Annotated in this window: 12 protein-coding genes; 7 read left to right on the plus strand and 5 right to left on the minus strand. The window is 73.8% G+C overall.

All coding sequences use genetic code 11. The features are described from left to right. Positions 1 to 9: 9 nt before the first annotated feature. From ABZ570_RS15440 to ssd, 4 genes are read right to left on the minus strand one after another with little or no spacing between them, the layout of a single operon-like run. On the minus strand, positions 10 to 744 hold the full coding sequence (locus ABZ570_RS15440; RefSeq protein ID WP_358062794.1) for a type II secretion system F family protein: 735 nt from the start codon (positions 742 to 744) through the stop codon (positions 10 to 12). Then, positions 744 to 1,874 (minus strand): hypothetical protein, encoded by a 1,131-nt coding sequence (locus ABZ570_RS15445; protein WP_358062797.1) that lies wholly within the window; start codon positions 1,872 to 1,874, stop codon positions 744 to 746. The genes ABZ570_RS15440 and ABZ570_RS15445 overlap by 1 nt, the downstream gene beginning before the upstream one ends. Continuing rightward, positions 1,871 to 3,079, minus strand: coding sequence for a TadA family conjugal transfer-associated ATPase (locus tag ABZ570_RS15450; RefSeq protein ID WP_358062800.1), 1,209 nt, complete (start codon positions 3,077 to 3,079; stop codon positions 1,871 to 1,873). Before ABZ570_RS15450 ends, ABZ570_RS15445 begins: the two co-directional genes overlap by 4 nt. Further along, positions 3,076 to 4,179 (minus strand): septum site-determining protein Ssd, encoded by a 1,104-nt coding sequence (gene ssd / locus ABZ570_RS15455; RefSeq protein WP_358062803.1) that lies wholly within the window; start codon positions 4,177 to 4,179, stop codon positions 3,076 to 3,078. Before ssd ends, ABZ570_RS15450 begins: the two co-directional genes overlap by 4 nt. A gap of 581 nt (positions 4,180 to 4,760) precedes the next feature. Here ssd and ABZ570_RS15460 point away from each other — a divergent pair. The 6 genes from ABZ570_RS15460 to ABZ570_RS15485 all read left to right on the plus strand — a co-directional run bounded on the left by ABZ570_RS15460 (position 4,761) and on the right by ABZ570_RS15485 (position 10,565). After that, the gene (locus ABZ570_RS15460; RefSeq protein ID WP_358062806.1) at positions 4,761 to 5,450 is read left to right on the plus strand and encodes a hypothetical protein; all 690 of its coding nucleotides are present in this window, start codon (positions 4,761 to 4,763) and stop codon (positions 5,448 to 5,450) included. Between the two features lie 116 nt (positions 5,451 to 5,566). Then, complete coding sequence (locus tag ABZ570_RS15465) at positions 5,567 to 6,082, plus strand: hypothetical protein (protein WP_358062809.1); 516 nt, start codon at positions 5,567 to 5,569, stop codon at positions 6,080 to 6,082. Positions 6,083 to 6,670: 588 nt separating this feature from the next. Continuing rightward, a complete protein-coding gene (locus tag ABZ570_RS15470; RefSeq protein ID WP_358062811.1) occupies positions 6,671 to 7,474 on the plus strand; it encodes an HAD-IB family hydrolase in 804 nt (267 codons plus the stop codon). 294 nt (positions 7,475 to 7,768) lie between these two features. Next, positions 7,769 to 8,665, plus strand: coding sequence for a hypothetical protein (locus ABZ570_RS15475; RefSeq protein ID WP_358062814.1), 897 nt, complete (start codon positions 7,769 to 7,771; stop codon positions 8,663 to 8,665). An 8-nt stretch (positions 8,666 to 8,673) separates the two neighbouring features. Continuing rightward, a complete protein-coding gene (locus tag ABZ570_RS15480) occupies positions 8,674 to 10,038 on the plus strand; it encodes an isoprenylcysteine carboxylmethyltransferase family protein (RefSeq protein ID WP_358062817.1) in 1,365 nt (454 codons plus the stop codon). Then, the gene (locus ABZ570_RS15485; RefSeq protein ID WP_358062820.1) at positions 9,933 to 10,565 is read left to right on the plus strand and encodes a TetR/AcrR family transcriptional regulator; all 633 of its coding nucleotides are present in this window, start codon (positions 9,933 to 9,935) and stop codon (positions 10,563 to 10,565) included. The genes ABZ570_RS15480 and ABZ570_RS15485 overlap by 106 nt, the downstream gene beginning before the upstream one ends. Positions 10,566 to 10,581: 16 nt before the next feature. Here the strand turns inward: ABZ570_RS15485 and ABZ570_RS15490 are convergent, their stop codons facing one another. Next, positions 10,582 to 11,328, minus strand: coding sequence for an oxidoreductase (locus tag ABZ570_RS15490; protein WP_358062823.1), 747 nt, complete (start codon positions 11,326 to 11,328; stop codon positions 10,582 to 10,584). 259 nt (positions 11,329 to 11,587) lie between these two features. On the opposite strand from ABZ570_RS15490, the gene acs reads away from it, so the two are divergent. Further along, positions 11,588 to 13,576, plus strand: coding sequence for an acetate--CoA ligase (gene acs, locus ABZ570_RS15495; protein WP_358062826.1), 1,989 nt, complete (start codon positions 11,588 to 11,590; stop codon positions 13,574 to 13,576). The last annotated feature ends 117 nt before the right edge of the window (positions 13,577 to 13,693 follow it).

The raw sequence follows: 13,693 nt of genomic DNA on the forward strand, positions 1-13,693 counted from the left end.
CTCGTGGGTTCACAGCACGTCGCCGAGGACGGCGACGATCACCGGCACCAGGCCGGCGAGAATGAAGGCGGGCAGGAAGCAGAGCCCGAGCGGCAGCACGATCAGCACGCCCGCCCGCCGGGCCGACGCCTCGGCCGCGATGGCCCGATCGGACCGCAGCTCGTCGGCGAGACGGGTGAGCGCGCCGGCCAGCGCCGTACCGCTGTTGGACGAGCGGATCGCGGCGGCCACCAGACGCTCGGCGCCAGCCACGGCATTCAGGTGGGCCCACGCCTCCGCCGCCGTACCGCCCAGTTCCAGCGTCCGGCCCACCCTCCCGAGCCGGCCGGCCAGCGGGCCGCCGAGCGCCTCGGCGACCGCCAGCACCGACCGGTCGACCGGCGCGCCCGCCCGGAGCGCGGCCGCCAGCAGATCCGCGGCGAGGGGCAGATCGGCGATTTCGCGGAGCCGACGGTCGCGAACGGCCCGCGGCTCGATCCGCCGCAGCAGCCGGTCCGCGGCCACGCCGGCCAGCACCCCGGCGATCAGGCCGGCCCACCCGCCGACCACGACCAGCGCGGCCACCCCGGCCAGGCCCGCCCCGAGCCGGATCCGGTCCGGCCACCACGCCGGCCTGGTCCGCTCCGCCACCGCCGGCCGGACGAGCAGACGAAGGCGTCGCCCCGAGCGGGCCGGCCTGCCGGTGGCGACCAGGAGCAGCGCCGCTCCGGCCAGGCAGCCGGCAGCCATCACCTGCCGGAACATCAGTCGTCCCGCCCCGGCGTCGCGCCGAGCCGCTCGGCCCAGAGCAGCCCGCCGATCTGCAACGCGACGGCCGCGAGTGCGCTGCCCCCGCCGATGGTCGTGTGCAGCAGCACTGAGACCGGGTCCACGCCGATGGCGTAACCGAGGCCAATGCCACCGAGCGGCAGCGCGGCCAGTAGCCACGCGGTCGCCCGGGACCCGGCGGCCTGGGCGGCAGCCGCGGCGAGGCCGCGGTCCGCGGCACGGGCGTCCGCCTCCACGCGTTCCAGCAGCTCGGCCAGGGGCGCCCCGGTCCGGTCGGCCAGCCGCACGGCAGCCCGGGCCAGCCGGGCGATCCGATGTGGCCCGTCGACGGCCGCGTTCCCGGCCGGCAGCCCGGCACGGAGGTCGGCGGCGAGGGCGCAGAGCTGGTCCAGTTCGCGGCGGCGGGCTCGATCGGCCAGCTGACGGGCACGTCGCCGCCGGACCGCCCGGGCCGCGAGCACGCCGTACGCGGCCAGCACCACCGCCGCCACCGGCCCGCCCAGTACGGCTCCCGCCCCGCCGCACGACAGCGCCGCCAGCAACAGGTCCCGCTGGCGTGCGGGCGCCGCCACCCGCTCCGCCAGCCGTCCTCCGGTGGCGAACCGGGCGGCCACCCGCCCGGCCGACGCGAAAACCTCCGGCAGGATGACGGCTCGGCACAGCACGGCCACCGGCCCACCGGGGACCTGGCCGACGGTCGGCCCACCGCGGCCGTGGTCCACGTCCGAGGCGCCGCCGGCCGACCCGGTCACCGCGGCACCGGCCGAGGTCGGGCTCATCGCCACGGCCGCCCGGGGCCGGCATCCGTCGGCCGGTCCGGGCGCGGCGGCCGGGTGCGTCGCGTCGTGCCGCCCAGGTGGGCGGACCGGCAGCGGCCGCTCCGCGACGGAGCGCGTCCCGCGTCGTCCGCCACGGGCCGTCGTCCGTGCTCCGCCGCTCCGGAACCCGGGGGCGGGACCGGCGACGTGGGACGCCGGCGGCACCAGGTTCCGGCCCACCGGGCCGAGGACGACCCGCTGCCGGGCCCGGCCGGCGCGCACCGGCCAGGCCACCGCCGCCGCGGCGGCGACCAGGAACACGATCACCAGCCAGCCCTGGGCGGTCACGACGGGCCCGCCGAACCCGGCCAGGCCGCGCAGAGGATGGGCGGCACGGTCACGTCCCGCTGCCGCAGCAGCGCGCCCAGCGGCCGGGCGGCAAGGCCGAGCCCGCGCCCGCGTACCCAGGCGGGAACCACGGTGACCAGCCGGTCCGGCCCCTCGGGGAGCAGCAGGCTCACCGACTCCAGCACCCGCCCCTCGGCGGTGCGCCGCATCTGCAGGAGGACCTGCAACGCCGCGGCGACCTGGGCGTGCAGGGCGGCCCGGGGCAGATTGCCGAGCAGCCCGAGCGCCTCCAACCGGGCCGGTACGTCCGTCGCGGCGTTGGCGTGCAGGGTCCCGGCGCCACCGTCGTGGCCGGTGTTCAGCGCGGCGAGCAGGTCGACCACCTCCGCGCCCCGGCACTCGCCCACCACCAGCCGGTCCGGGCGCATCCGCAGCGCCTGCCGGACCAGGTCGCTCAGCCCGACGGCGCCGACGCCCTCCACGTTGGACGTACGAGCCTGGAGACCGATCACGTGGGGGTGCACCGGACGGAGCTCGGACGCGTCCTCGACGAGTACGATCCGTTCCGTCCCGGGCACCATCCCGAGCAAGGTGTTGAGCAGGGTGGTCTTCCCGGAGCCGGTGCCCCCGGTGACCAGATACGCCAGCCGGGCCGCCACGACGGCGGCCAGCAGCGGCGCCACCGGCCGCGGCACGGTGCCCTGGCGCACCAGTTCGTCGAGGGTGAACGGCCGCTGCCGGAAGGTACGCAGCGAGAGGTACGGCCCGTCGGTCGCCACCGGCGGCAGCACGGCGTGCAGCCGGGTGCCGTCGGGCAGCCGGGCATCGGCGTACGGGGAGGCGTCGTCGAGCCGGCGGCCGGCTGCCGCGGTGAGCCGCTGCGCCAGCCGGCGTACGTCGTCGACCGTGCCGAGCGGCACGGCCACCTGCTGCAGCCCGCGTCCCCGGTCGACCCACACCCGGGTGCCGTTCACCAGCACGTCGGTGACCTGCGGGTCGGCCAGCAACGGGGCGAGCGGGCCGGCACCGACGAGGTCGTCGTGCACCCGGTCGGCGATCCGCAGCAGCGCGGTGTCCCCGAGCACGGCACCCGGCTCGGAGCGTACGGCGGTGACGATCGCGGCGGGGGTGACCGGGGTGGCCGCCTCCGCGAAGCGTTGCCGGACGCGGACGGCCAGTTCTTGCGAGTCGGCCGGGCCGCTCACGCCGCACCCCGCGCCGGCACGTCGGTCAGCTCGCCGAGGATCCGCTGGCAGAGCGCGGCGAGCGGCCCCTTCCCGGCGGCGGCGGGCGCCTCACCCCGCTCCAGGCCCCGGCAGAGCCCCGGCTCGGGACGCAGCGTGCCGGCGAGCGGCAACCCGAGCGCCCGAGCCACCTCACCGGCCTTGAGCCGGCCCGGGGCCGGCCCGCGCACGATCACCGCCAGGTCGGTGCAGTGCGGGGCGGCGACCGCCACCACCCGGGCCGCCGCGGCGGTGGCCCGCAACTCGGCCGGCACGACCACCAGCGCCCGGTCCGCGGCCTGCAACGCGACCACGGCCGCGTCGTCCAGATACCGGGGCAGATCGAGGATCACGACGTCCCGGCCCCGGCGGGCGGCGTCGACGGTGGCGGCCATCGCCTCGGCCGGCAGGTGCAGCAGGTCACCCCGGTCCCAGGAGAGCACAACCAGGTCGCCCCGGCTGGGCAGGGCCCGGACGAGCGACGGCGGGTCCACCCGCCCGTCGGTGTCGGTCAGGCCCGGCCAGCGCAACCCTTCCAGCTGTTCCCAGCCGAGCACGAGGTCGAGGCCGCCGCCGAGCGGATCAGCGTCGACCAGGAGGGTCCGCAGCCGGGCCCGCGCCGCGGTGACGGCCAGCCCGCCGGCCAGCACACTGGCCCCGGCACCGCCGCGCCCGCCGAGCACCGCCACGACCCGCGCGCCGCCGGGACCGGGCTGGTCACCCGCGCATTCGGCGAACCGGTCGACCAGCCACGGCTCGGCGGCGGGCAGGGTCGCGACGTGCTCGGCGCCGAGCAGCTCGGCAACCTGCGTACCCGGATCCAGGTGGCCGGAGCGGCCGACCAGCACCGTGCGGGGCCGGCGCGGCAGCCGGGCCCGCAGGCAGGCCTGCGCCTGGTCGGCGCCGACGAGCACCAGCGGGGCCGGCGCCCAACGGGCCCGGGCGGCGGCGGGATCGGCGGCCAACTCGACCTCGGTGCCGCCCGCCGCAGCGAGCCGGAGCAGCTCGTCGAGGAGTTCGCCGTCGGCGGTGACGAGCAGGGGAAGGCGGTGGTGCGGCGGGAGCGGGGTACGGGGCGGCATGACGGCCTCCAGCGGTCGGACTCGGACGTGCCGCCGGGAAGCCTGCCGGGACAGCCGGGCCGCCGCCCGTATCCCGCGGCTTCCTGTGGATGACGGAGGGCACTGTGGACAGGCCACGGCCGGAGGGATGATCTGTTATGGGCACCGGAGTCGGCGATCGACATCGCCGATTGCGTCACGGGCGGCGACGGCTGGCCGACGGAGCATCGCGGGCACCCGAAGTGCACCCACACCTGACGCGGGATGCCGCGGCTCCCACGTAGGGACGACCCACGTCGGGGGGAGGCGGTCCGGCTGTCTGGCCGGGACCGCGGTGTGCGGTGTGCGGTGCCGTAGCGTCATCCATACCGCCTGACCGGCAACGGCCGCCGCCGTTGATGTCAACCGCTGGTGTCAAGCGGACCCAGCCGCCGCTCCAACTGCTCGTTCCCGTCGTCACTCGGAGAGCCAAAGCAGCGGTGTCATCGCAACTGGGTCGCCCAAGATCTTCCTGGGCTCCATAATCCCTGCGTGTCGATCTCCGCCGACATCCGGGTCGTACGCGATCGGCTCGTCCGCTTGCCGAGCGCGACGCTGCGCTTGTGCGCTGCGTTGCGACGTTCAGCCCTTTTGGCCTGATCGGCACATTTGCCTATCTCGACCATCTGGCCGGCGATGGCGACCCATCCGACCGACTCATCGCGGCCGCCGACGTCCTCGACGCAGGTCACCTCGCTTGGCGCGACGAGCTGGCCCTGTTCGCCCAGCGGCGGAAAAGCGCTAAAGCCCGCGGTCTTCGTCGGGTCACACAAGCAGAGGTAGAGAAGTACGCGACTTTCGGGTGGCCCGGCAGCCTGACCGGCGAGACCACTGGACGCGCGCTCGATGAGCGTTTCTTGCGTGCCTGCGGGCTGGCGCTCTGGACGCCGGAGCCGGTGAACCTGCGCCGCCGCCTGCGCTGGTCCGAGCGCGCGTTGCAACCGCCGCCACGTTTCGAGGGCTGTCTGCCTGGCTGCATGGTCGTCGTGGAGGCCGTCATCGCGGCACTAGCGTGGGCGGTCTTCACTCCGCCCAGGATTTTCTGGTACAGCTTCGGCAGCATCGCTGCCGTAGCCCTGGTCGTCGCCGTCATCGACGGATTTCGTCGGGCCGCTGAGCAACGCCCACGGCACCGATCGACAGTGGAGCTGCTCACCCGCCGCCGTGAGGCTCTGACCGAACGGCTACGCCTAGCGGAGCAACAGAGTCAGGAGGCTCGGGCTGAACGGCATGGCAACAGCTGCCCCGGCTAAGCGGCCGCCGCTGTCGCGTCCTGAGGACGAGATGTCCCGCCGCCGCCATACCGTTCTCTGGCCGTAATCGGCGGGTGACCGTCGGTGCTCACCCTTGAGGGATGCTACGCACGGGGATGCTGGGACTGATCTGCCTGTTGGTGTTGGCCGGGCTGACCAGTTGCAGCCCGCCCACCGAAGGCGCGGTCGGGGTACGGCTGGACGCCGACGGCCGGCTGGTCGGGGTGTTCGACTGGTGCCGGGGCAAGGCCGGAACCAACGTGATCGCCCTCTACCTCGGCTCGGGCGGCGGCGGGGCCACGGGCGCCGACCCGGTGGTCTATCTCGAGCGGGATCCCGGGCGCAGCGCCCGCACTGCGGAGGAAGTTGTGCTGCTCGACCCAACTTCCGGCTGGCAGACGAAGGTGACACCGCCTTCGTTGGACGACGACCAGGTCTACGAACTGCGTGCGTGGAACGAGGACCACGGCAAAGTGCGGGATTTCCCGTTCCGGATCAGTGAGCTGCGTGGCCGCACCGGCTCCGAGGTGATCCTCACCAAGAGCTGGGACCTCGAGGAGCAGGCCTACGTTGCCACGTTCCGCACGCCAGAGGACTTCGTCAGCTACGCCGACACGGTGTGCAACCACTGAAGAGGCGCACCTTATCCGATCGGATCGTCTGCTGCCCCTCCCGCCTTTCCCAAGCGTGCCGATCAACCTCGTGCAGCGAGTGATGGGCCACGAGCAGGCGTCAACGACGCTCAATCGTTATACGCACCCCGGACGACTACGCGGCCCGAATCCTGGCGGCCTTCGACGCTTCTGCTGCCTCTCTGCTGCCTCAGGAGGAGGAACCGTCGGCGGAAAGCATGCTGGACGCAGAAGAGGAGGACCTGTGACCTGCGGTGGAGCATCGCTGCGCATAGGGACGACCCCCGTCGGGGGGAGACGGGGGTCGTCGGGAGGTTCGGCTCCGGGGGGGTCGAGCCGAAACCACTCAGCGGTAACGGGGGGCGCAACCGCCGAGGCCTACTCACTGACGGGATGTGAACTCTCGTCGCGAGCACAAGCATGCCGCAGCCGACCCTTATACGTCGAGTGGCGTCGGGTCCACCCACCGCTAAATCATGTTCGGAGAGTGTGATCGCCGTCACGATCCGCAGGCCTGCGCGCCACAGCGCCGGCCACCCCACCCCGGGCACCCGATCTTTGTTCTTTCTCGGGCTAGACTTTCGCGCCGTGGGCCGAGGTGCCGCTTTTTTCGATCTCGACAAGACCGTCATCGCCAAGTCGAGCGCTCTGGCGTTCGGTCGGCCGTTCTACCGGGACGGGCTGATCACACGGCGTGACGTGGTCAAGTCGGCGTACGCGCAGCTGATGTTCCGGCTCGGCGGGACCGACGAGCAGACCATGGCCCGGACCCGGGACTACCTCGCCACGCTCTGCAAGGGCTGGCAGGTGGAACAGGTCCGCCAGATCGTCGCGGAGACGCTGCACGAGCTGATCAACCCCTACGTGTACGCCGAGGCCGCCGCCCTCATCGAGGAGCACCAGGCTGCCGGCCGGGACGTGGTGCTGGTCTCCGCCTCCGGCGAGGAGATGGTCCGGCCGATCGGCGAGCTGCTCGGGGTGACCGACGTGATCGCCACCCGGATGGCGGTCGTGGACGGCCGCTACAGCGGCGAGGTGGAGTTCTACGCGGCCGGCCCGAGCAAGGTCGACGCCGTCAGCGAGTTGGCCACCGAACGCGGGTACGACCTGGCCGACTCGTACGCCTACTCCGACTCGTACAGCGATCGGCCCCTGCTGGAGTGCGTCGGCCACCCCACCGCGGTCAACCCGGACCGGGCGCTGCGCAAGCTGGCGGTGGAGAACTCCTGGCCGGTGCTGGAGTTCCGGCACCCGATCCCACTCGGTCGGCGGCTGCGCGAGCGGCCCGCCGTACCGGTCGCCGCGGCGGCCCTCGGCGTCGGCGTCGGCATCGCCATCGGAATCGCCTGGTACGGCCGGCACCGTCGCACCCGCGCCACCGCCGTCTCCTGACCCCACCCACCCCGGCCCGGCGAAGCACTGACCGAAGGGCCGGCGGCGCGGTCTCAGCCATCGCCGAGATCGCCCTGCCTCGCCCGGTCAACCCGACCGGTCGCGCAGGCTGACCACGCAGCCCCACCTTCCCTCTGCCGATCCGGCGCACCCGACGGTCCGCGCGTCGGCGGCGTCCGCTGGCCGCTGTTCGCCGTCCACCCACAGTCAGCCGCCGCCGAGCGCGGTATTGAGCAGACGCTCAAATTGCCCTACCCTCCCCTTAAGCAACTGCTCAAAACGGGGAGGACTGGCATGTCCGAGCAGGATGACCAACGACCACGCCGGACGACCGCCAACTGGGTGCTGGCCGGACTGATCACGGCCTTCGGGCTCCTGGTCTTCACGGCTGCGGTACGCGCCGGACGCGCCGACAGCGCCCTGCTGTTCGTGGCGCTGCCCGTCGTCCTCGCCGCAGCCCTGGCCCTCACCCCGGGCCGGACGACACACGGCCGGGTCTTCGTGATCACAACGATCTGTCTGCTGCTGGCGGCGGTCGCGCTGCACGAGGGCGCCGTCTGCGTGGTCCTGGCCGCTCCGCTGGTCTACCTGGCGTCGCACGGCACCACCGCCCTGATCCACGCCCTCCGGAACGCCTCGCGGCCGTACGCGATCATCGCGGTGCCGCTGCTGCTCCTGCCCGGCCTGGAGGGCAGCGGCATCGCACCTCGGGTGGACCCGGAGCAGTCGGTCGAGGTCGTCCGCGTCGTCGCACTCCCCGCCGACCAGGTGGCCGAGCGCCTCACGGCCGGCCCGCACCCCGTACCGGTCCGCTCCACGCCCCTGCGGATGCTGGGCGTACCCACGCCGGGCCACGTCAGCGGGGACGGCCTGGCCGTCGGTGACCGCTGGGCGTTCGGCTACCACGGCAGCGCGCACGGGCCGGGCGGCCACCTGCTCGCCGAGGTGGAGAGCGCCGGGCCGGAACGGGTGGCCTTCCGCTTCGTCGAGGACACGTCCATCACCGCGCGCTGGTTCACCTGGCGGCACGCCGAGCTGCGCTGGCGGGCGGTCGACCCCGGGCACACCGAGATCACCGTCACCGTCGACTACCGGCGCGGCCTGGACCCGTCCTGGTACTTCGGTCCCCTGCAGCAGCTCCTGCTCGGCGCAGGGCTCGGGCATCTGCTGGACATGATGGCGCTGCGATGACAGCTGCGATGACAGCAGCCCGTTACGTCAGCCTGGCGGTGCCGCTACTGGCCGTACTCGCAGCCGCACGGCTGGAGCGGCGCCAGCACGCTCGGGCGGCAGCGTTGCTGGCCTTCGTGGCGGCCGGGATCGGCATCGCGGCGCTCAACGAGGTGGCCCGCCGCACGGGCTGGTACGCCTTCGCGCCGGTGCGGGGCAGCTACCGGGGCATGCCGGTCGACCTCTGGCTCGGCTGGGCGGCCCTGTGGGGTCCCCTGCCGGTGCTGCTGCGCCGTTTCCTCCCGCTGCCGCTGGCGGTGGGCCTGCTGCTCTGGGTGGACGCCGTGGCGATGCCCGCGCTGCACCCGCTGGTCCGGCTGGGGCCGCACTGGCTCGTCGGAGAGGCCGTCGGGCTGCTCGCCGTGGCCCTGCCCGCCCAACTGCTCGGCCGGTACTGCGCGGACCGACGGCACCTGGTGGCCCGCGCGCTGCTCCAGGTCGGTGTCTTCGCCGCCCTGGTGCTCTGGTTCGTGCCGACGCTCGCCTTCGAGGTGGGCGACGGCTCCTGGGCCGGCCTCACCGGGCTGTCCGCGTCCGGGCTGCTGGTCGTCGCGCAGGTCGCGCTGCTGGTGGCGGCGCCGGCCCTCGCCGCCGTACGCGAGTTCGTCGTCCGTGGTGGCGGCACGCCGTACCCGTGGGATCCGCCCCGGCGACTGGTCACCACCGGGCCGTACGCCTACGTGGCCAACCCCATGCAGATCGGCGCGGCGGCCCTGGTGCTGCTCACCGCCGTGGTGGCCCGGAGCGGGAGCCTGGTCCTGGCGGCCGGGACGGCGGTCGCCTTCGCCGTGGCGGTCGCCGGGCCGCACGAGGTGCACGACCTCCACCTCCGGTACGCGGAAGGCTGGCGAGCCTACCGGCGGCAGGTGCGGAACTGGTGGCCGCGGTGGCGACCGTACCGGTCGGGGCCGCCCGCGGTGCTCTGGCTGGACGCCGACTGCGGACCGTGCGGGGCGACCTGGCGTTTCCTGGCCCGCCGGCAGCCGGTGGGCCTCACGATCCGGCCTGCCGTGACACACGAACGGGTGCTGTGGCGGGCGGAGTACGCGGGCGGAGACGGCCACGAGGAACGGGGGGTGGCCGCCTTCGCCCGCGCACTCGAACACCTCAGCCTCGGTTGGGCCCTGGTCGGCTGGATCCTACGGTTACCCGGGGTCGCCTGGCTCGCGCAGCTGGTGACCGATGCGATGATCGCACCGCCGCATCCGGCCGGGCCGCGAGGAGAGGGATGTCCGACACCAAACAGCGCCTCCTGGACGGCGCCATCGCCGCCGTCCGCGAGCACGGCATCGCCGGGGTCTCCGCCCGCACCATCGCTGCCGCCGCCGGGGTGAACCAGGCGCTGGTCTTCTACCACTACGGCAGCGTGGACGAGCTGCTCTCGGCGGCCTGCCGGGCCGGCACCGCCGCGCGGGTCGCGCACTGGTCCGGCGAGCTGGACCGGGTCACCTCGCTGCGCGAGCTGCTCGCCGTCGGGCGCGCCCTGCACGAGCAGGAGCGGGAACTGGGCAACGTCTCGTTCCTCGCCCAGATGCTCGCCGGGGCGCAGACCGACGAGCGGCTGGCCGCCGCGACGGCCGGCGCCCTCCAGCTCTGGGTGGACGAGATCGAGGCGGTCCTGCGGCGGGTGCTCGCCGGCTCCCCGTTCGCCGAGGTCGCCGACGTACCCGGCCTGGCGCGCGCGGTGTCGGCCGCGTTCATCGGACTCGAGCTGTACGACGGGGTGGATCGGGCCGCCGCGGAGCGGGCCATGTCCGCCCTCGACCAGCTCGCCGTGCTCATCGAGATCGTGGACGACCTGGGACCGATCGCCCGACGCGCCCTCCAGGCAAAGATCAACCGGGCGGTACGACGGGACTGAACCGGCCGGGCCCCGCTCAGGCGGCGGCGAGGATCTCGTCGCCGACGGCGGTGAGCTGGTCGGCGGCCACCTCCACGGAGGTCATGTAGTGCCGCAGCCAGGAGCGCAGGCCGTCGGGGGTGCCGGTGGCGAAGGCACCGGCCGCGCCGACGTACTCGGGCTCCCGCTCGCGGTGGCCGACGTCGACGCCGATCAGGCCGCGCGGGTCGAAACCGGTGGAGATCAGCACCAGCCGGGCGGCGGCCCGGGCCACCACCCCGGACGGGCCGGCGAACGGGCGCAGGTTCAGCAGCTCGCCGTGGACCACGGCGGCAAGGATCAGCGGCGGCACCCTCGTGCCACCGGCGACCAACCCGGCCAGCCCGTCGAGGCGTGCGGCGACCACCGGGTCGGCCACCGGCCGGCCCAGTTCCGACTCGGCGACGACGTCCCGGGCGGCGAGGACGTGCAACCTCGCGAGGATCTGCCGGGGAGCCTTCGGCCAGAGTTCGCTCAGCCCGGGCAGCGCCCCGGCCACCCGTAGCGCCCCCTGCAGCACCGGGTCGGTGACCGTCCCGGCCCGTACCTCCTCGCGGTCGTGCACCCGGCCCTCCAGGGCCGCACTGGCCACGGCGGTGCGGAGGCTGACCTCGGCGGCGACCTGCCCGCCGTGGCGGCGCAACGCGCGGTGCCGGTGCGCCTGGTCGACCCGGTCGCGGGCCCGCTCGACGGCGGGCGCGATGTCGGCGAGCGCGAGCAGCGGGGCGAGCGGGTCGGTGGTCACCCCGCCACGCTATCCACCCGTCCGCCGCGTCCCACCGCCAGTCGCCCCCCACGCGACCCAAACCACCCACACAGCGCCCCGGGCGGGAAGAAGGGAACCCGTCTCTACCGGAGGCGTTAAGAGGGGGCCCTTCCTTACAACTCGGCGCGCGGCGAAGGCCGCTGGGCGCGCGGCGCCGAAGCGGGCTGTCGCGGGGTGGCCGCCGCGCGACTAACCTCAGCGACGTACGAGACGCAGGTCACGCGACGAAGGAGCACGCATGAGCGAGGCATTGGCCAACTTGCTGAACGAGACGCGCCAGTTCCCGCCGCCGGCCGAACTCGCCGCGAACGCCAACGTCAAGGCCGACGCGTACGCCGAGGCGGAGGGCGACCGGCTCGGGTTCTGGGAGCGCCAGGCCGGGCGGCTGACCTGGGCGAAGCAGTGGGACCAGGTGCTCGACTGGTCGAACGCGCCGTTCGCGAAGTGGTTCGTGGGTGGCCAGCTCAACGTGGCGTACAACTGCCTGGACCGGCACGTGGCGGCCGGCCGGGGCGACAAGGTGGCGATCCACTGGGAGGGCGAGCCCGGCGACAGCCGGACGCTGACCTACGCGGACCTGCACCGGCTCACCTGCCAGGCGGCGAATGCGCTGACCGAGCTGGGCGTCACGGCCGGCGACCGGGTGGCGATCTACCTGCCGATGATCCCGGAGGCGGCGGTGGCCATGCTCGCCTGCGCCCGGATCGGCGCCACGCACAGCGTGGTCTTCGGCGGCTTCTCCGCCGACGCGCTGACCAACCGGATCCAGGACGCCACCGCCAAGGTGGTGATCACCGCGGACGGCGGCTTCCGCCGGGGCAAGCCGTCGGCGCTGAAGCCGACCGTCGACGAGGCGGTGGCGAAGTGCCCGTCGGTGGAGCACGTGCTGGTGGTCCGCCGCACCGGCGAGGAGGTCGCCTGGTCGGCGAAGGACCACTGGTGGCACGAGACGGTGGAGACGGCCTCGCCGGAGCACACCGCGCAGCCGTTCGACGCGGAGCACCCGCTCTTCATCCTCTACACCAGCGGCACCACCGCCCGGCCGAAGGGCATCCTGCACACCACCGGCGGCTACCTCACCCAGACGTCGTACACCACGCACGCGGTCTTCGACCTGAAGCCGGAGACCGACGTCTACTGGTGCACCGCCGACATCGGCTGGGTTACCGGCCACTCCTACATCGTCTACGGCCCGCTCTCCAACGGCGCCACCCAGGTCATGTACGAGGGCACCCCGGACACCCCGCACAAGGGCCGGCTCTGGGAGATCGTCGACAAGTACCGGGTGACCATCCTGTACACCGCGCCGACCCTGATCCGCACCATGATGAAGTGGGGCGAGGACATCCCCGCCGGGTACGACCTGTCCTCGCTGCGGCTGCTCGGCAGCGTCGGCGAGCCGATCAACCCGGAGGCGTGGATCTGGTACCGCCAGCACATCGGCCGGGGTGAGCTGCCGGTCGTCGACACCTGGTGGCAGACCGAGACCGGCGCGATCATGATCTCGCCGCTACCGGGCGTCACCGAGGCCAAGCCGGGCTCGGCGATGGCCCCGCTGCCCGGCATCGTGGCCGACGTGGTGGACGACCAGGGCCAGTCCGTACCGAACGGTGGCGGTGGCTACCTGGTGCTCAGGGAGCCGTGGCCGTCGATGCTGCGCACCATCTGGGGCGACGACAACCGGTTCATCGAGACGTACTGGTCACGGTTCGGGGCCGGCGCCAACGCCGGCGGCGAGTGGGTCTACTTCGCCGGCGACGGGGCGAAGAAGGACGACGACGGCCACATCTGGCTGCTCGGCCGGGTCGACGACGTGATGCTGGTGTCGGGGCACAACATCTCCACCACCGAGGTGGAGTCGGCGCTGGTCAGCCACCCGTCGGTGGCCGAGGCGGCGGTGGTCGGCGCGACCGACCCGACCACCGGCCAGGCGATCGTCGCGTTCGCCATCCCGCGCGGCAACGCGGAGACCTCCGGCGAGGCCGGCGAGCAGCTCATCGCCGACCTGCGCAACCACGTCGCGAAGACGCTCGGCCCGATCGCCAAGCCACGGCAGATCATGCTGGTCCCCGAACTGCCGAAGACCCGCTCCGGCAAGATCATGCGCCGGCTGCTGCGGGACGTCGCGGAGCACCGCTCGCTCGGCGACGTCACCACCCTGCAGGACTCCTCGGTGATGGAGCTGATCTCGGCCGGCATCGGCGGCGGCAAGTCCGACGAGGACTGATTTCGGCGTACCCGGTGGTGGGTGACGGTCCGGACGGGCCGTCACCCACCGTCGTTTTCCGGCTACCCGACCGGAGGTTCGGTGGAGGCACGACGGGCTGAACGGGCAGAGGGACAC

Origin of the sequence: Micromonospora sp. NPDC007271 (assembly GCF_040634005.1) — a bacterium.
In the GTDB taxonomy this organism is placed as follows: Bacteria; Actinomycetota; Actinomycetes; order Mycobacteriales; family Micromonosporaceae; genus Micromonospora.